The sequence below is a fragment of the Paeniglutamicibacter kerguelensis genome, from assembly GCF_017876535.1.
Classification (GTDB): Bacteria; Actinomycetota; Actinomycetes; order Actinomycetales; family Micrococcaceae; genus Paeniglutamicibacter; species Paeniglutamicibacter kerguelensis.
On record NZ_JAGIOF010000001.1, the window covers coordinates 1,880,708 to 1,897,811 of the forward strand.

The following is a 17,104-nucleotide window of genomic DNA, read 5'->3' on the forward strand; positions in this document are numbered from 1 at the left end:
CACGCATGCGCTGGTTCTATGTCTTGGCCCATGGCCATCCCGTGCTGTTGTTGACCTCGTGGCTGCTCAGGCTTCAACGGAGAATTCGCAGGAGCCCGGTCACCGGCGGATCGCCCCCCCGCTCAGCGATTCCCGCTCTGGGCAGCCGCCGGGACCACCAGCACGGGTAGATGCAGGTGCGTCGCCAGACGGGAAACAACGGCTCCGTTCAGGAATTCGGCAAGGTGCGCCCCGAAATGCGGTTCCCGGGTCCCCACCACAAACATGGAACCCGCGGCCTCATCCGCCAGGCGGATCAGTGCCACCCAAGGTTCCCCGCCCACGATGCGCAAGATCCACGTCGCCGAACTGTCAACCATCAGGTCCCCGATGGCGGTGAAGATCCCGGCTGCGTCGGCACTCATGTCCACTTCGATCTCCATCGGGGGAACCGGCAGATCGGTCATTCTGACCGTGAGGTTCCATGCCGCCAGGTGGCTTTTGGGCTCCACAAAAACAAATATTATTGTCCGGCCCAGCTGTTCGGCCAGGAAGGCGGCCTGGGAAACGACGTCCGGATGTTGCCGGGGGATGACTCCGACGATCAACGGCCCCTTGTGGTTATCCCTGTTCAAGGGCAGGGTTCCCCCCTTCCTCCGCCGAACGGCACCATGCCGTTTGTGTTTCAGGATGGTGGAGAAAACAAGCCGATGGAAGTACCCAGCCTCGCCTGCACCATGGACAAGACCACATGGAGGGTTTCGTCCCCTTCTATTCCGCCGGGTTGCCGGGGCTCAAGCTTCGCTCTCTTAACACCACGCGAAGCCGAAGGACCACTGGTGAAAGACGGGGCAGTGTGTGGCCGTTGCCGTTGCAGGTACATCACGTCCAATCGGAGGGACGGAGGGAACGAGGTGTTGGGAAAATCGCATTGCCAACACAAATCTCCTGTTCGCGAAATTACGCCAACCCGCGGGCTTCCCTTGGGCGAGGATGATCAGCCGTACGCTGGCGGAATCAGTGGCAGGATCTGCATGCGGTGTAGCTGCGTTCAGTTTAGTCTGAGCGAAGCAAGGCAAATATGCGCGGCACGTGCCCAGTCTTGTATTGGGGATTTGATAAGCCGATGATGAGAAGTACCAACGAAGAGAACGGAAGTACATCACATGCGTGGAAGCGGCCTTGTATGGACAATCGTGGGCGTTCTTTTGGTCATTGCCCTAGTGATCTGGATCGTTTCAGCGATCTAGGACTTTTCCCTAAATAATTGCGAAGAAGCCCGCCCGAGGTTGGAGGGGCTACTTTAAGAATGCCTTGTCACACAAGGAACGCTTGCATGCCAAGGCATACTGTCCATGATCGGAATCGATTACGGCTTTCATTTTCTAAGTCCCGGCACTCATTTCCCGAGGTCGGGGCGACCCCGACCTCGAGCATCTCCAGGTCGTCGGTGGCGGGCCCCTCTAGGACCTTTCCATCGACCGTGAAGCATGAGCCGTGCAGGGGGCAGTCCAAGATTTTTCGGCGTCGTTCCAGGACAGTATGCCGCCGAGGTGCGTGCAGACACCGGAGACCCGGCAGGTCCGGCCCCCAGTGTGGAGACGGCGACGGGGTTCAGGCCGCGACGCAGCATCCGACCTTCGCATTCGTCCGGGAGGTCCTGCCCTGCCCGTGGGTACGACGTCGGCAGCTGGCCCGAGGGCCCGTGTTCCTCTCTCGAGGAAACAGAGTGTTTCGGCTGGATCCGGCGAAACGATTCGCCAACGAAAATTCCACACAACGCATCTTCCGTGTATCTGCGCTTGATACTTCAAGACGTTCGTCAATCTTGTGTCGTCAACTTTCACGCTACGGAAGGCACATTGACGTGTCTAGGTCTGGACATGGCTGAAAGGTTTCCCGGCTACGGCGGTGTCGGCTATTCTCAATGGCCTTGAATTTCGAAATCTGCCGGCGTCTCCACTGGTTTAAGGATCCACGCCTTGAACAGAGGCCCGTTCACGGCCGAACTGAGTCTGCACTCTTGAATCACGCCACGTGAACGGGCCACAAACAATTGCATAAAACAGGATGGACAAAGGGAATGCTTCAGCCGTCCTCCGAGGGAGCCAGATCCACCCTCACTTGTTTCTATACAGGAAGTCGGTTCCTGTTTCCTTGGTGCCGGGATCGACTCCCACATGTGAAGTGTGCAAAACTGACGAATATCTGGTTACTGAAAAACGCTCCCATCCGGCCTTCGGGACGTCGGGGCCCATTGCATGGGACGTCGACTAATGATGTGGAAATCGCGAGAACCAATTCGAATTCCAGACACCCGGTCGCGGCACAAACCAGCACAAACCCTAAGGAACCCGCTCGGGACACATCCGAAGCCCCGGGTGGCGCACTTGTCAAACACGTTGGAACGGTCTTGAATGGCCGCTGACGAAGCTCGAGGACGACCCGCACGGATCAAGGAGAGAACATGTCAATCCATGAGAAGCCACGCACGTCGAACCACCACGCGGGCGGCGTTGCTACGAATCCCCCGGCGCATGAGCCGGTCCCCGAACCGCCGCCGGCACCGAGCCCACTGCCCGAGCCAGGCTATCCGCAGCCGCCCTCGCGGCCAGGGACGGAGCCCGATCCCTACCCGAACCCCGATCCGGACCCGTTTCCGTCGCCCAACCCAGTGCCCGGGCCTGACCCGATGCCGAATCCGGACCCGACCACCAGGCCGCAGTACAACTAACCGGCGCCAGGTTCCGCCCAGACAGGGCTGCCTCGGTTTCCGGTTCGGTCAAATCCACGGTATTGATGCGCCCCCAATGCCGTGAGCAGGCATGTGGCTCGCGAGATATTCCAATTGTTCGACTGCCCCGCCTAGACGCGGATCAGGACGGGGTCGGGAGAGCCCGGCTTATCCGGGATGAACCCCTCGGCGATGTCGGCTCACGGTCCGCACTTCTTGGCAACGGCTACGCTCCTGGTTGCGCGGGGCCGCTCACTGAGACCCACGTCTTCCCTGAGCTGAGGGCGCCGGGTGGCTGAATCGTGCGCTGCGATCCCGGCGATGTTTCCTGCATCGTGCAGGCTGACGAACCATTGCTCGTCCTCGGTCGTGGCTTCCATGAGGGCCAGGGTTTTGAAGGGAGCATGTCGCACTCACGCCTGATGGACATTCCACTTCGCGTGTCGTTGACGATGTCGCTAGCGGACGGCGTTTCACGCGTCGACATGATGTTCGCTCGTAGGGATGGTGCTGTCGAGTTCGGCGGGTGTTGCAGGGCTGAGGACGGCGGACTTCAGCCAGTGAACCCGGTGCGGTATCGGCGATCACGTACTCTATGCCCTCGGTAACCAACCTCACGTGCTGGCGCTGCACCCAGGTGCCGTGTTCGAGCAGTCGAACGTGAGCCGGAAGCTGTCCGATGGCCCATCGTCTGTGGAACGGTGTGTCTCAAGAGCCCCGGTGCCTGGGGATGCGACATTTAGCGTTGGAAACCACAGCTATGACCACTGAAATGGTGGGGCTGCATCTGGTCCGCGCCATACCTACTCGTTTGTTGGGGTCGAGGGCGCGATCAGGGCGACTTGCCGCGAATTGTGCTGAGGGGGGTCTTCGCTTTGCCAGTCCATGTCCAGCTGCGGCGGGTCGGCCTGCCAACCGTCAGCCAGCTCGATATGGTCGAGCGCTATGAATTCCCCGTCGTAGAGGGTGTCGGCCGTAAACTCCCAGCCCGAATCCCCGCCGACGGTTGCCAAACCGATGGTGCGCAAAACTACATCATGGACTGCGGCTCCGGTGCGGTTGGTGACATGGGCCGTGCCACTGTCTATCCAATCAAGTTCAAGGTGCTGTGTCATGGCACCAGAGTAATGCCGCCATGTCGTGGAGGTCAGTACCTGAGCCGAACCAAGTTGCGGGCTTGGGCCTAGGCACGGCCGGGACCGTGTCCGTTGGCCGCAACGAGCACTGAGGACCCCATGCAGGGCACCGGATGGAAGGCCGGTCCGACGTGGTGCGGAGCCGGTCGCGAAGGCCGATCCCCCGCGTGACTCGGATACAGGCAGCGGGGACCGGCCCTTCGCCACGACAATCCCTGGCCGCCATCTCCTGGACTTGGCGCGCAGGCCTGCGCCGGTGAGACGGGCAGGTCCTCCGTGCTGCCGCCGATGCTCCCTTAAGTGGTGTCGGTGTCATCTCGGCCCGGGTCGCTGGCTTCCGCCTCGAGGCGCAGGTCCCTGCCGTCTCGAATGTCTTTGTCCGCCTGCTTCTGCAGCTTGTCGCTGGCCTTGGTGTCCCGAGGTGGCAACTGCAATGATTCCTCGGCCTTGATGCCGCCTTGCAGTTCGCGCCCGCGTTCCACTTCGGCATCGAAGACCGCACCGAAAAGCAGTGACAGGTTCGCAATCCAGAGCCACAGCAGCAACACGATGACCCCGCCGATGGCACCGTAGGTCTTGTTGTAGTTGCCGAAATTCGAGACGTAGAAGAAGAATCCCAGGGTGGCGATCGCCATGATGACCAAGGCAATGACGGAGCCCGGACTCAGCCAGCGGAACTTGGGCTGCTTGACGTTCGGTGTTCCGTAGTAGAGCACGGCAATAAGTACGACGGCGAAAACAACCAGCACCGGCCATTTGGCAATGTTCCAGACCGTGACCGCCGTTTCACCCAGGCCGACGACGTCGCCGATGGTTTGAGCCAGTGGCCCCGAGACCACAAGCATGACGGCCATGACGACGACCATGAGCAGCAGGACCAAGGTGACAAGCAGCATCAACGGCTTCAGCTTGTAGAAGGGGCGCCCCTCCTGCACATCGTAGATCTGGTTGACTGCGCGCCCGAATGCCCCGACATAGCCCGAGGCGCTCCAGAGAGCACCCAGCAGACCGGCAACAAACGCGAATCCCGCCGAGGGAGCGTTGGTCAACTGCCCGATGGGCTGGCGCATCGTGTCCGCCACCTCCGGGCTCGCTATGCCCTCAATCACCTGCATCATTGTTTGCGTCGTGGACTGAGCCTGTCCCACGAGACCGAGCAGCGAAACCAGCGCCAAGAGGGCAGGGAACAGTGAAAGCATCGAGAAGTAGGTCAACGCAGCGGCCAGGTCGGTGCATTTCTCGCGGGAGAATTCCCGGAGGGACCGCCTGAAGATGTACTTCCACGACTCGCCGTGCAACTGACTCGGCGAGTCTGGTTTCCGTTTGTCATCGGGTGCCGGCGCTGAGGTCGCCTTCGCGGCGGTATCGGCGGTCGTTCCGCTTTTGCCGGTGGCTTCGTTTCGCCTGGACATACAACACCCCAACAATCGGTGGTCTTCCGTGGACGTCTTTCCGCTCATCCCAAAGTCAAGCATGCCCGAAGGTGCGCGGCAAGGATCCGCGGCGCTGTTGGTGCCGATACCATTGCACCTTCATTCCCGCCTCGAAGCCCGCCCTGTCGGTGGCACCACGACGTGGGCCGCGCCTGCAGGACCAGTTCGTGGAGTGAGGAGTACGGAATCCAGCGTCACGGTGTCTGGGTCGTTGATGCGATGAAGGTGGTCGGGGTGAAGGATTACCCCGGAGGCACCCGGCTCTACCTGAGGGCCGATCCGCTGGATCCGGAGTTGACGGCCTTGTTGTTCGACGCGGAGGGGCATCGGGTGGCGGCGTTCCCCCCCCCAACGCCCCCGAGAAACCAAGTCGCCTCCCCTGACGCCCGGCACCGTGCCCAGTGCGAAAATCGCATCAAGACGCTGAAGAATGGAGGTCTTGAGGAATTGTGAAGTGCCGCGGATGCGGGGCGGTGTGATGGACCCGACGAAGCCGCGCTTGCACATTAGGAGGAGGCCGGTGGCTTCGAGAAATGTTTCCGAGCTGGCAGCGAGAAACAGCGTGCGGCATCTCGTTCCGTTTCTTCGTCCCGCTCGAGCCTGGCAGCACTGCTGGGCTTATTCGCGATATTCATGCTGGCATCCCGATCCGGAAGTGCTCCTCCCACCCTTGGACCGATTTCACCTTGCCGACCTACGCCGCGGCATTCTTGGGAGCGGCGACCATACAGCCCCGCTTTTTCAATGGGTGGTTCACCATCGGAGCATTCCTGGTAGTGGTGGGCGGCAACTGACTGACGCTCAGGGGTTCACCAACCCGGGTGGCCAACGTTTCAGTGGGGCGGATCTGCTCGAAGCGGGTCCACGGCATCCAGGGTGCGGGGGTCGTCGGAAGAGCCCTCGGTCACGGGCTGGCTATCCCGTCCGTCGAAGGGTTCGTTCGCGGTTTCGTCGTCGTGCCCCGGTTCAAACTCGGGGTTGTTCGTAGGCATCCGAACCTCCTAGCGGCATGGGTACCCGCTATGAATTTCATAGGGATTGAACCAGTTCGCCTTGCGCTGTTTGGAGTAACTGGTCAGGCCGATTTCCTTCACCCACGCCTTCAGCTCAGGCACGGTACAGTCCTCATAATCACCGGATTCGCCGCCTCGTTTTCCCACGGCCTTGCGGTCGACACGGGCAGCTGCATTGGCGATGCGGGCCGATTTTTGCTTCGAGTTCCCCTCGTCCCTCATCGTCTCGTAGGGTTCTTCGTCCTTGATCTGCGGTTTCGTGTTTCGGAATGCGTGGTCCTCCGTTCGGTGGCGGGATCGATCCACCTGACATCGTGCGGGCGATCCCCTCGGCTTGGGTTGCCGAACGTCGCGCGGCCGTGTCTGCCCCGGCGCGCGACCACCTGACGCCGCAGGGCCCTCGTCGACCCCAAGGCACTCCCAGCCACGGCATCGTCACAACCGGGGGCCTTCGGGACCGTTGGCCAGATGTAGGCCGGAACCTTTCGCCCGCGACGGTGCGTGGTCCCGGGCACCCTGCCCGGCTCGGTGGACGGGTGGATCCGTACGAACAGTTGGCCGCTTTCGATCGAATTTTCAGGGACACGACGTGTTGGGAAAATCGCTATGACCGGGGATCAACGGTGCGAGGGATTCCGGCCAAAGCACCGGGTTCCCTTGATCGGTGCGGGACCCGATGGTCTGATGGACGGGTAAGTCACCGCCTTGCCGATGCGCCAACGCCATCCAAGGAATCGGCAAGCCCAGGAATTTTCTCGAAAGGGCACCAGCATGCTGAGCCATGAAGAGCTCCAGAAACTTCTCGATGCCAAGACCAAGGTCTTCGGGTCCGACGGCGAGAAGATCGGAACCCTCGGCCACATCTATCTGGATGACGGAACCGGAATCCCCGACTTCATCACCGTGCATACCGGATTCCTTGGTGCCTCCGAGAACTTCGTGCCCCTCAACGGAGCGGAAATATCGGACGGGCAGCTCTACGTGAAGTTTCCCAAAAGTGTTGTGAAGGACGCACCGAACATCGACCCCGCCGGAGACCTAGGAGCAGAGGACGAGGACCGCCTCTATTACTATTATTCCCGGCTTGGAGCGGGCAGTCCGCAGGCCGCGGCAGATCCGGCTCCCCCGCGGGTGAATGAAGTTCCTGACGTGCTGGCGGCAACGTCCCCCCTAGCCCAGGGGCAACGTGCGGTTCGCGACGATCTTGCCCCCGTGCGTCCGCTCCTGCGGAAGCATGTGAGCCCGGAGCCCGGTACCCCCAAGCCCGGTCCCGAGAGCGATACACGGTCCGGAGAGCGCCTTGAGGCGGAAGATGTGGATGCCGAGGTTGGCGGGACACCACGCGGCCAGACACCCGAAGAGCCTCCCAAAGACAATTCCGAGCGAGCGGAAACCATGCGATCCGGCGGCACCAACACGTTGGACCCGTAGTACACGTGAGCATGAACCTCTTGGCAAGGAACCTCATGCATGGCAGCCTGCTGCCCCAGACGTCGGCAACGCCGTTGCCGACCCGCCGGCCCCGGCTCCCGCGCCGTGCCTGATCGGCACGGCGGTCGGGCACGGCAACCACAACCGCACAACGAATCAAAGGAGTTTTCCCATGGGCGCCGGAGACAAGATCGGCAACAAGGCCAAGGAAGCCACGGGCAAGGTGAAGGAGAAGGCCGGGGACGCCACCGACAACGAGAGCCTGCAGGCCGAGGGGCTCAAGGACCAGGCCGAGGCGAAGGCCAAGCAGGCCGGCGAGCACCTCAAGGACGCGGCCAAGGACGTGACCGGCCACTAGGCGCCACGCTGCCGCAGCCGCAATCGGCTTCCAAAAAATTCACCTGATCCTCGGAAGGGGGCCTCCAGCCCTCTTAGACAAAACGGATTGCCAAAGCCTTGGTCCCACGCACACTGGGACCAAGGCCCGGCGAAGAGAAGACCCGCGATGCCATGACGCCCGATCGCCCCACCGGCGCACGTAGATGTTCGGGCTTCCCACCACAACGATTCATCCCCACTTGGATTATTTGGAGGAACACCATGAGTACCAATGATTTCAACACGCCGGATCCCTTCGTCGAAGACGCCGGACGGGTGCCCCGTGCCCCTGAATTCGAACTTCCTGCATCGAATGTCCCCCCACACACCACCGACCCCGTTGCCTCCGCACCGCTCTCCCCCAGGACGGATTCCCCGCTGGTGTCGCCGGAATCCCCCGGGGCGACAAAAGCCGGGGACATCGCCGATGAAGCACGCGACCTTGCCCATGAAGGCCAGGACGCGGCCAGGCATGTGGGTGATACGGCCCGGCGGGAAGCAGAGCACATCGTTGAGGACGTGAAGGAGGAGGCCTCGCACCTGTTCGAGGAGCTAAGCACCGATGTGCGCGCCCAGGCGGCGATCCAGCAGGAAAAGATCGCAGCGAATTTGCGTGACATCAGCCAGGAACTGCGCGGAATGCTCAACGCCTCGCCCTCCCACGGGAGTGCCTCATCGCTGGTCGACCAGGCCGCGCACCACAGCGGAAAGATCGCCGATTGGCTGGAGGCCCGCGATCCCGGCGACCTGATCCAGGAGGTCAAGGGTTTCGCCCGGAAGCGTCCGGGTGCGTTCCTCGGGCTGGCGCTGGGTGCCGGCCTGCTGGCCGGACGCATCACCCGCAACGCCGGAGGGAAGCCCGAAGACGCGGCGAAGCCGACCCCCCCTCGCGCGGCGGTGCCCTCGCCTGCGGGAATCGCCCGCGAGACCACCCCGATGCCGCCGACGTATGACGACACCCTCGGATCAGGGGCCCCAGGCGGCAGCGGCACCGACCCGCGCATCGCCTACCCGCCGCCTGCCGGCAGTCGCACGGACCAGGGGTACCTGGGATCATGAGCGACCAATACACCTCCTCCGGTGCCCACCGTTCGAGCTCCCCGCCCCAGGGCGAGGGCCACGGCGAGACACCCAGCCCCTCGCTCGGGGACCTCTTTAGCGACCTGAGCCAGAACGTCTCGGTCTTGGTGCGCCAGGAAGTCGAGCTCGCCAAGGCCGAACTCAAGGAAACGGCCCGGTCGGCAGGCAAGGGCGCCGGCCTCTACGGCGGGGCCGGCATCGCCGCCCACTTTGTCCTGCTGTTCCTCTCGGTTGCCGCCATGCTCGGCATCTCGGCATGGGTGGGGTACGGCTGGGCCGCGCTCGTCATCGGGGTCATGTGGGCCATCATTGCAGCAGTCCTGGCCGCGGTCGCCAAGAAGCAACTCAAGACGGTCAAGGGGTTGCCCCAAACAAGCGCCACCCTCAAGGAAATTCCACCGACATTCAACCCCCAGGAGGAAACCCCATGAACAAGGACCCGGAGGAAATCAGGATGGACATCGAACAGACCCGCGTCGAACTGCGCGGGGACGTCGATGCCATCGTTGACAAGGTCAGCCCCTCAAGCATTGCCCACCGGCAGAACGAAAAAATCAAGAACTCCGTGCGCCGGGCGAAGGATGCGGTCATGGGAACGACTGAATCGGCAAGTGACCACACCCATGAGGCTCTCGGCGAGGTGGGAGACACCGTCCGTGAGGCCCCGGCGCGTGTCGCCGCCCAGACGCGCGGCAACCCGCTGGCCGCTGGCCTCATCGCCTTCGGCGCCGGGCTGTTGGCCTCCTCGTTGTTCCCCTCCAGCGACACGGAGCAGGAACTGGTCAAAAACCTCAAGGACAAGGCCGAACCGGTGACCAGCGAACTGGCCGACGCCGCCCAGCACATCGCCGAAGACATGAAGGAACCCGTGGCCGAGGCTACGGAGGCCGTCAAGTCCTCCGTCCAGGAATCCGCCGCAACCCTCAAGGACGACACGGCGAGCGAGGCACGCCACCTGAAGGACCAAGCCGACGACGCCGCGGCAAACCTCTCGGAAGACGTCCAGCGGCCGGATGCCGGGCCCTGGACCACCGGAGACAGGATCTAGGCGAGGGCCCGATCGCGCCTGTCATCTTCCGCGCCTGCATCCCGGACCCGGGCAAGACACCGGCGTGCCTCCCAAAGATGCTCCCGGGAGGCCAACGGGCCGCACGGACCACCTGGGCCCCTAGCGGGCATGAACCTCTTGGCGGGGACCCGCATGCGCTGCAGCCTCCTGCCATCCCAGTCGTCGGCAACGCCGTTGCCGACCCGCCGGCCCCGGCTGCCACGCCGTGCCTGATCGGCACGGCGGTCGGGGCCGGCAACCACAACCGCACAACGAATCAAAGGAGTATTCCCATGGGCGCCGGAGACAAGATCAGCAACAAGGCCAAGGAAGCCACGGGCAAGGTGAAGGAGAAGGCCGGGTAGTGGCGAGTGCCGTCACTGAAAAGGAGGCAGAACGGCTGGGACCCGATAGCCTCAACTGTCCCTGCACGGTCCAACTGCATCAGGACATAACGTTCGGTCAGTGACTCGTGCCAAACACTCCGGCCGGTAGTGGCAAACCAATAGCTGCCTTCGTAGGCAGGACGTTGGGGGTAGTTGTACGGGTAGCGAGATTGCTTGGCTCCCGTTAGGTCCAGACTGCTGCAGTGGAGCCCAACCGGCACAGAAAGATGTTCCTTGCCCTCCCTGTAAATGAGCAAGGTCGAATCAGTTGCATTTGCCACCCCACGATAAGGGTCACTCCTATTACCCTTCTTCAAACTCACTCCTACGGCAACACCCGACGGGGAGCCTCGTTTCCCGGCCCAAGGGAACCGCTCCTAACTAATTACAGTCCTTGCGCGCGAGTTATGACAGTCTCAGTTGAAGACGGTTTGGGTCATTCGCTAATCCTTGACTGGCAGCAGCAGTCGACTTTCCCAGACGCGTTGTGGGCTAACAACGTTATGCCGGTACGAAGCCCTCTCAGCCCGGCATCCACCACGTGGACCGTTCAACGCCGATCAAAACCATTAACACAATTCTCGGACAAAGCAAAACTCCCGGAAGGGTTATCTTCCGGGAGTATTCGCCAAGGCGATGACGCCAGGTCCGAGGGGAGCTGTTGCCAACTATCCTGAAATCTGACAACTATCTTGAAATTTTGCTCTGCAAAAGTCGCAACTAGACGTTCAAGTCACAAGGACTGTAGATTGTCAACCTACTTGGTCCACTGAACCAAAGCTCTTGGCGCATGATTCCAACGATCTTGATCTCCCCTCACGTCCGACATTGTCATCGTATGTTGGTCCATATTGACTTAATTCTTCAGAGCGCTTCCCGTAGGTTGAATCGTGGAGCTCAACCTTAGGGTTTTTGACGAAAAGGTTACCGTCTATAGCGGTCATTTCTCAGCGTCCTATGGCGGCGCTTTGGCCCCACCTTTGCGAGCGATTCAATGAGGTCCACCATGCACAACAAGATCGGCACCTACTGTTGTGCGGAAGTTGCCACCAATTCGGAAAGACTCTTCGCCCCCAACGGTCCGCGCAAACGAGTCCGAGAAATGGCATGTTCCCCAATCCCCCGTGATCGCGGTTTTCACCTCTCACGACGCTAATGCCGAGCGCGCTTTGGCCGATTACAACCCTAGTGGCGGTAGTTCGGGAAATCCGGGTACCGGTAGCCGGGCGCCCAGTAAGGCACATATCCGTAGTACTCCAGGATGCTGCCGTACGTGTCGCGTTCCCGGACCAAGCTGGGGTCGTAAAGCGGTGCGCCGGTGATGTGGCTGCAGGTCTGGACAATCAGCACTTCGCCGCTGGTGATGGCGGTGATGGCGTCGACCGGGATGAACGTCTTCTCCCGGCCGATGCCCAAGAATCCCCCCGACGCGACCTCGATGAACCGGACCTTGTGCTCGGTTTCATCGACGAGCAGGTCGCTGACCTTGCCGAGGTCGGCGCCGTCCTTATCCTTGACGTCCCGGTCGCGGATGTCCTCCGCTGCGTTGGCAACCGTTTCGTCGGTGTCGCTGAGCCGGATCAGCATTCCGGTGTCAGGCGTTTCCATGATTGTTCTCCTTCTGCCTGGGCGGATGTGGATGACTAGGTGCCCGGCTCCGAGATGTGCTCGACCAGGTCGCCGACGCTGCTCTCGGAAAGGCTGCGTGCCGCGTCGGCCTGGGTGAGCATGCCGACGAGGTCGTGGCCGTCGATCACCGGCAGCCTGCGGACCTTGTGCTCCTTCATGGTTGCCAGGGCTTCGCTGACATCGTCATCGACACCGACGGTCACGGGCTTGCCTTGGGCCATCTCACCCGCCGTCATCGTCGTGGGGTCACCGCCCTCCGCGATACAGGCGACCACGATGTCCCGATCGACGCCGTCGACTTCTCCAACCTGCTCGTCATCTACGGGTCCTGACCCGCTCCGGGCCTCGCATCCAGGCGGACGGCAAAGCGGGCCGCCGGCTCTGGGATCCGACGGCCCGGCTCGCCCCGATGCCGCGCCCTGCCCCGGGGCGAGCCGAAGGACGCGGCCACCTCTCTCGACGCAGCAATCCCTGCCTCCGACGTCCGGCATCTGCCGGAAGATCCTGGGCCAACCCCCGATCATTGGGCAACCATGACGAATCCTGTTTTGAACAACCGATTTCATGTGCTGCTTGGGCGGGTAGGCTGGTTCAACTTGGGTTCCAGCAGCGCGGGGCCCGTCACCGGTTCAGTGTTTCTTCTTGGGGAGAAAATCTGATGAAGAGAAGGAACTCTAGGTTCACTGCCGCGGTCCTGGCGCTTCTGCTCGTGGTGGCGAGCGAGCCTGCCAGCGCCAAGACAGCCGTTGCAAAGCGGGCTCTGGTCCCCGCCCGAGTTTTCCAGTTCGATCCGCCCGTGCAGGACCAGGAGATCCAGGCATTCGACAACGGTGCGGGCACGGACGTCTATTTCACGCAGCATGTCGGCACGGGCACCCGCCTGTCCAGGTGTTCACGCACCGCCACCGGAACGTGCACGCAGAAGGACAGCGTCATCCTGCCCGGCTACGGCCACGGAGAATCGCTCGAGGTGTATACGGCCAGTGGCCGCACCTATGCTTGGGTGGGGAGCAAGGCATCGACCGCGACGAGGTACAACTTCGCCAGTGAGGTCTCCCTTGTCGAATACATCAAGGCGCCCGCCGGCTCGAAGGCGGCAAGCTACCGCAGGGTCGGCACACTCACGAACTTGGCAGCGGTCGCCCCAGGGAAGACGGGCGCCGGTGTCCGCAGCAACGTCGCCAGTGCCGAAAGAGCGATAGGTTGGCGCTCCGCGTGCAGGTTGGCGCAACGGGATCGATCAGCTACTACGGAATCTACAGGACGGCGGCGCTGACGGCGCTCATGAAGAAGGCACCCGGACAAAAACTGTCGATGTCGAACGCCAAGGGACTAATGGTGTCCCGGTTCAAGGAACCCGCACGCCCGCACAACTCCTTCCAGGGATTTGACATCAAGGGCGTCGGAACCAACAAAAAATTCCTCTACGTCTTTGGCGGCCAGCCGGGCCAGGCGCCCACGATCTACCGCTTTGGATACACGAACGGCGGCAAGCTCACCCAAGATCGCACCTACGTCGTCAAGGGCGCGCACGTCGGCACCCCCGAGGCCGAGGGCGTCAAGGTGGAAGCCGATCCGACCAGTGGCGGAAAGGAACGGGTCCAAATCAGCCTGAACCCGCCCGCCCGTGACAAGGCAGGGCGCAAGATGTTCCGCCTGTATAGGTTTGCCGAATAGCCAGTCGCACCATCAGTGCCGCGTTGGCCCAGAAGAAAACCTCCGGGAAGTACCTGTTTCATGACAGTACCTCCGAATGGCGGTCATGGGCGGTGCCGCCCTTGGCCTTGGCCAGGGTTCTGAGTTGACCGGTCAGGGCCAGGATCTGGCGAGAGATTGTCATGGCCCTGTTCTTCTTGAAGGGCGCACTCATGCGGCTGGCCGGCATCTTGCCCGCCGCGGGATCGGTGATGGCCCGCCGGTGCGGGGTGGCCGGTTTGTCGTGGATCTTGGCGATCTTGGCCCCGCTGCGGGTTTTCTTCAACAGGTCCTGCTCGGGCGGCAGGAAGGTGGCGAAGGTCCTGTCCAGTTCCCAATGCACGTTGAGCAGTTCCCCAAGCGGACGGGTAGCCGTTGCACAGAGGACTCCGGACGGACGACTTAGATGGAAGTGGCAGCCGGACCGGTTCGCGTGATCGTGGCCGCCGGATCCATCGTCCGTCTCGCTATGGTCATGTGCCGCCAGTGCCGAGGAAACACTGCTCAACCGGGCGCTGAAACCCGAATGGGACCTTCGTCCCACGACGTTCAGACCCGCGTCGTTGGAAAGTTTCGCCAAGACTTCGTCGGCGCGTCCCGGAATCGCAATGCTTCGGACTTGTATGTCTCGCGCTTTCGCTTCGGCTTCCAGTTCTTCAAAGATCAGTTGAGCCGTGCGATGCGAGGCCCGCACATAGGCCGCGTCAACCGCGGGGTCCGCAATCGTGGGTTTCGGAAAGGCATGGGCAAACAAAATCAGCCACTGCCGGGCAGTGGCTTCATGCAAGGCCCAGCTGGCTGCGCCCCGGCTTTCGGGCGAACCATCTACCCCAACAAGAACCACGTTCTCCATAGCCCTCGTGGTAATGGACAACCGGTGTGACGGGGGACTCCTCCGCAGACTCCTTATCCGGCTGTCGTCACGCAGGCGGCCCTTGGCTCGCGCGGATCGCCCGATCGTCTCGCCTCATTGACCGGTGCCGGCGGGCAACGGATCCGTGGCGGCAACCATGGACGGGCAACGACCCACCGAGCCGTTCCGGGGAGTGCCCGACTGAATAAGACGAAGACCTCGCACGGACGAAGGGTCTAGTATGTACCAACACCATGAGGTTGGGTTGATGACAGCAGATCCATTTACCGGCCATTTGGGGTGATGCCAACCCGAGCAAGGTGCCGGACAAATCCCCCGGCCGGGAAGAACGCATCCGGCAGATAAACCGCTTCCTCCGCTCAACGGCAACTCCACATATCCGGCGGGATTCGTTCCCATCGCCCGATGAAAGCAGGGACACATGACCGTATCGCCGCTCATCTGGGGCATCACCATCGTCGCCATCGTCGCTTTGCTGGCCTTCGACTACTTCTTCCACATCCGCAAGGCACACGTCCCCACCCTGCGGGAGGCCGCCATCTGGTCTTCCATCTACGTGGGCCTCGCTATCCTCTTCGGCATCTTGGTCTGGGTCTTCGGAGGACCAACGATGGGCTCGGAGTACTTCGCCGGATACATCACGGAAAAAGCGCTCTCCGTGGACAACCTCTTTGTCTTCCTGATCATCATCGCCAGCTTCCGGGTCCCCCGCGAGGACCAGCAAAAGGTGCTGCTCTTCGGCATCGTCTTTTCGCTGATCGCCCGGACCGGATTCATCTTCCTGGGCGCGGCACTGATCAACTCCTTCGCCTGGGTGTTCTACATCTTCGGGCTGATCCTGCTCATCACCGCGGGCAACCTGCTCAAGCCCGGGGCCCACAACCAGGAACAAACGGACAACGTCATGGTCCGCCTGGCCAAGAAGTACTTCCACACCACCGACCATTACGACGGCGACAAGCTGTTCACCATGCACGAGGGCAAGAAGGCGCTCACGCCCATGCTGCTGGTGATGCTGGCGATCGGCGGCACCGACATCCTGTTCGCGCTGGACTCCATCCCCGCGATCTTCGGGCTGACCCAGAACGTCTACATCGTCTTCACCGCCACGGCCTTCTCCCTGATGGGACTGCGCCAGCTCTATTTCCTCATCGACGGGCTGCTGGACCGGCTCATCTACCTTTCCTACGGACTGGCGGCGATCCTGGCCTTCATCGGCGTCAAGCTGGTGCTCCACGCCCTCCACGAAAACAACCTGCCGTTCATCAACGGCGGCGAGCCCGTCCCGGTCGTGGAAATCTCCACGGCGCTCTCGCTCAGCGTCATCATCGGGATCCTGCTGGTGACGGTGGTGGCCTCGCTACTGAGCAAGGCGGGCAAGGCCCAGAATGCCATCAACAACGCCCGCCGGCATGCGATTGACTACCTGGACCTGGACTACACGGCCGATGCGGCCGAACGCGAGCGGATCTACACGCTGCTGACCCGGGAAGAGGCGCAGATCCTGGAAATGGACCCGAAATACCGCAACAAGGCCAAGGACGTGGACAAAATCCGGGAGCAGATCGCCGAAGCCCACCGGCAACACAAGGAGTACCTGGGGCGATAGCTCCGTCCCGTTTGCCCGGAGCTCCCGAACAACGACCCGGCACAACCACCAAGGAGAAACGCAATGAACAACGAAAACACGTTTAATAGTACAAATCCGCTGCCGGAACCGGCATCGAGCAACAGCATCGTTGTCGGCCATGACGGATCCAAGGGCGCAAGCCATGCATTCACCATGGCCATGGAGCTCGCAGCGGAACTCTCCGCACCCGTCGTCGTGGTCCGGTCCTGGTCGATCCTGACTGCACCAAAGCCGGCCGAATGGGAATACGGCTACGTGTCCTCGTTTGACGAGTACACCACCGCGGTGCGCGAGGAAATGATTCTCACCCTCAAGGGCACCGTCGAAAAGTTCGACAAGGTCCAGGTGGCCTACGAGCCCGTCCACGCACCTCCCGCCAAGAGCCTCATTGCCATCTCACACGATGCCCGCATGCTGGTGGTTGGAACCCGCGGGCACGGAGGATTCACGGGAATGCTGCTGGGCTCCGTGAGCGAGCAATGCGTGCGCCACGCCGCCTGCCCCGTCCTGGTCGTGAGGCCCACACCTGCTACGAGCTGGTGAGGGAGAGCCTCAGAAACTCCTGGCTATCCTGGGCCGGGTGGCCGACCGCCGATCAAACGGCATTCATCCCCGCGGCAAGCAGTAGAAGGCAAGAACCCAAATAGACGGGAGCCGA

General features: G+C 62.0%; 20 protein-coding genes and 3 pseudogenes. 12 read left to right on the top strand and 11 right to left on the bottom strand.

Features of this window, described 5'->3' with window-relative positions:
• Positions 1 to 122 precede the first annotated feature (122 nt).
• From JOF47_RS08545 to JOF47_RS08560, 4 genes and pseudogenes are all read right to left on the bottom strand, one after another.
• Positions 123 to 614 carry a universal stress protein gene (locus tag JOF47_RS08545; RefSeq protein WP_209997172.1) on the bottom strand — a complete coding sequence of 164 codons (492 nt, stop codon included), beginning with the start codon at positions 612 to 614 and terminating at the stop codon, positions 123 to 125.
• Between the two features lie 682 nt (positions 615 to 1,296).
• A pseudogene (locus JOF47_RS08550) lies at positions 1,297 to 1,597 on the bottom strand (Rieske 2Fe-2S domain-containing protein); the annotation flags it as partial.
• Between the two features lie 1,316 nt (positions 1,598 to 2,913).
• Positions 2,914 to 3,093, bottom strand: a complete 180-nt coding sequence (locus JOF47_RS08555) for a hypothetical protein (protein ID WP_209997173.1) — start codon at positions 3,091 to 3,093, stop codon at positions 2,914 to 2,916.
• 423 nt (positions 3,094 to 3,516) lie between these two features.
• Entirely contained in the window at positions 3,517 to 3,828 is a 312-nt protein-coding gene (locus tag JOF47_RS08560) for a hypothetical protein (RefSeq protein ID WP_209997174.1), read from the bottom strand.
• Positions 3,829 to 3,848: 20 nt separating this feature from the next.
• On the opposite strand from JOF47_RS08560, the gene JOF47_RS22500 reads away from it, so the two are divergent.
• Positions 3,849 to 3,941 carry a PEP-CTERM sorting domain-containing protein gene (locus tag JOF47_RS22500; protein ID WP_209997175.1) on the top strand — a complete coding sequence of 31 codons (93 nt, stop codon included), beginning with the start codon at positions 3,849 to 3,851 and terminating at the stop codon, positions 3,939 to 3,941.
• A 204-nt stretch (positions 3,942 to 4,145) separates the two neighbouring features.
• Here JOF47_RS22500 and JOF47_RS08570 read toward each other — a convergent pair whose 3' ends face one another.
• Entirely contained in the window at positions 4,146 to 5,261 is a 1,116-nt protein-coding gene (locus tag JOF47_RS08570; RefSeq protein ID WP_209997176.1) for a YihY/virulence factor BrkB family protein, read from the bottom strand.
• A 204-nt stretch (positions 5,262 to 5,465) separates the two neighbouring features.
• Between JOF47_RS08570 and JOF47_RS21860 the strand changes: the two are divergent.
• A pseudogene (locus JOF47_RS21860) lies at positions 5,466 to 5,732 on the top strand (IS1380 family transposase); the annotation flags it as partial.
• 383 nt (positions 5,733 to 6,115) lie between these two features.
• On the opposite strand, the gene JOF47_RS08575 reads toward JOF47_RS21860, so the two are convergent.
• Both JOF47_RS08575 and JOF47_RS08580 read right to left on the bottom strand, forming a co-directional pair.
• Complete coding sequence (locus JOF47_RS08575; protein ID WP_209997177.1) at positions 6,116 to 6,274, bottom strand: hypothetical protein; 159 nt, start codon at positions 6,272 to 6,274, stop codon at positions 6,116 to 6,118.
• Between the two features lie 9 nt (positions 6,275 to 6,283).
• Positions 6,284 to 6,601, bottom strand: coding sequence for a DUF7218 family protein (locus JOF47_RS08580; RefSeq protein ID WP_425354914.1), 318 nt, complete (start codon positions 6,599 to 6,601; stop codon positions 6,284 to 6,286).
• 465 nt (positions 6,602 to 7,066) lie between these two features.
• Between JOF47_RS08580 and JOF47_RS08585 the strand changes: the two genes are divergently transcribed.
• From JOF47_RS08585 to JOF47_RS08610, 6 genes are all read left to right on the top strand, one after another.
• On the top strand, positions 7,067 to 7,726 hold the full coding sequence (locus JOF47_RS08585; protein WP_209997178.1) for a PRC-barrel domain-containing protein: 660 nt from the start codon (positions 7,067 to 7,069) through the stop codon (positions 7,724 to 7,726).
• Positions 7,727 to 7,898: 172 nt separating this feature from the next.
• On the top strand, positions 7,899 to 8,084 hold the full coding sequence (locus JOF47_RS08590; RefSeq protein ID WP_209997179.1) for a CsbD family protein: 186 nt from the start codon (positions 7,899 to 7,901) through the stop codon (positions 8,082 to 8,084).
• Positions 8,085 to 8,326: 242 nt separating this feature from the next.
• Positions 8,327 to 9,163: a hypothetical protein gene (locus JOF47_RS08595; RefSeq protein ID WP_209997180.1), complete on the top strand. Its 837-nt coding sequence runs from the start codon at positions 8,327 to 8,329 to the stop codon at positions 9,161 to 9,163.
• Positions 9,160 to 9,615: a phage holin family protein gene (locus JOF47_RS08600; protein WP_209997181.1), complete on the top strand. Its 456-nt coding sequence runs from the start codon at positions 9,160 to 9,162 to the stop codon at positions 9,613 to 9,615. Before JOF47_RS08595 ends, JOF47_RS08600 begins: the two co-directional genes overlap by 4 nt.
• Complete coding sequence (locus JOF47_RS08605) at positions 9,612 to 10,232, top strand: DUF3618 domain-containing protein (protein ID WP_209997182.1); 621 nt, start codon at positions 9,612 to 9,614, stop codon at positions 10,230 to 10,232. Before JOF47_RS08600 ends, JOF47_RS08605 begins: the two co-directional genes overlap by 4 nt.
• Before the next feature lie 77 nt (positions 10,233 to 10,309).
• Positions 10,310 to 10,597, top strand: a complete 288-nt coding sequence (locus JOF47_RS08610) for a CsbD family protein (RefSeq protein ID WP_209997183.1) — start codon at positions 10,310 to 10,312, stop codon at positions 10,595 to 10,597.
• Between the two features lie 1,206 nt (positions 10,598 to 11,803).
• Here the strand turns inward: JOF47_RS08610 and JOF47_RS08615 are convergent.
• The gene (locus JOF47_RS08615; protein ID WP_209997184.1) at positions 11,804 to 12,226 is read right to left on the bottom strand and encodes a PRC-barrel domain-containing protein; all 423 of its coding nucleotides are present in this window, start codon (positions 12,224 to 12,226) and stop codon (positions 11,804 to 11,806) included.
• Between the two features lie 35 nt (positions 12,227 to 12,261).
• Positions 12,262 to 12,468: a CBS domain-containing protein gene (locus tag JOF47_RS21865; protein WP_245356317.1), complete on the bottom strand. Its 207-nt coding sequence runs from the start codon at positions 12,466 to 12,468 to the stop codon at positions 12,262 to 12,264.
• Between the two features lie 437 nt (positions 12,469 to 12,905).
• Here JOF47_RS21865 and JOF47_RS08625 point away from each other — a divergent pair, with 437 nt between their 5' ends.
• Complete coding sequence (locus JOF47_RS08625; RefSeq protein ID WP_209997186.1) at positions 12,906 to 13,523, top strand: hypothetical protein; 618 nt, start codon at positions 12,906 to 12,908, stop codon at positions 13,521 to 13,523.
• Positions 13,463 to 13,924: a hypothetical protein gene (locus tag JOF47_RS08630; RefSeq protein WP_209997187.1), complete on the top strand. Its 462-nt coding sequence runs from the start codon at positions 13,463 to 13,465 to the stop codon at positions 13,922 to 13,924. Before JOF47_RS08625 ends, JOF47_RS08630 begins: the two co-directional genes overlap by 61 nt.
• A gap of 58 nt (positions 13,925 to 13,982) precedes the next feature.
• On the opposite strand, the gene JOF47_RS22325 is transcribed toward JOF47_RS08630, so the two are convergent.
• Both JOF47_RS22325 and JOF47_RS22330 read right to left on the bottom strand, forming a co-directional pair.
• Positions 13,983 to 14,285 (bottom strand): hypothetical protein, encoded by a 303-nt coding sequence (locus tag JOF47_RS22325; RefSeq protein WP_342592868.1) that lies wholly within the window; start codon positions 14,283 to 14,285, stop codon positions 13,983 to 13,985.
• 144 nt (positions 14,286 to 14,429) lie between these two features.
• Positions 14,430 to 14,795 (bottom strand): annotated as a pseudogene (locus JOF47_RS22330) (universal stress protein); the annotation flags it as partial.
• Positions 14,796 to 15,237: 442 nt separating this feature from the next.
• On the opposite strand from JOF47_RS22330, the gene JOF47_RS08640 reads away from it, so the two are divergent.
• Positions 15,238 to 16,425: a TerC family protein gene (locus tag JOF47_RS08640; RefSeq protein ID WP_209997189.1), complete on the top strand. Its 1,188-nt coding sequence runs from the start codon at positions 15,238 to 15,240 to the stop codon at positions 16,423 to 16,425.
• A 63-nt stretch (positions 16,426 to 16,488) separates the two neighbouring features.
• Complete coding sequence (locus JOF47_RS08645; protein ID WP_209997190.1) at positions 16,489 to 16,989, top strand: universal stress protein; 501 nt, start codon at positions 16,489 to 16,491, stop codon at positions 16,987 to 16,989.
• The last annotated feature ends 115 nt before the right edge of the window (positions 16,990 to 17,104 follow it).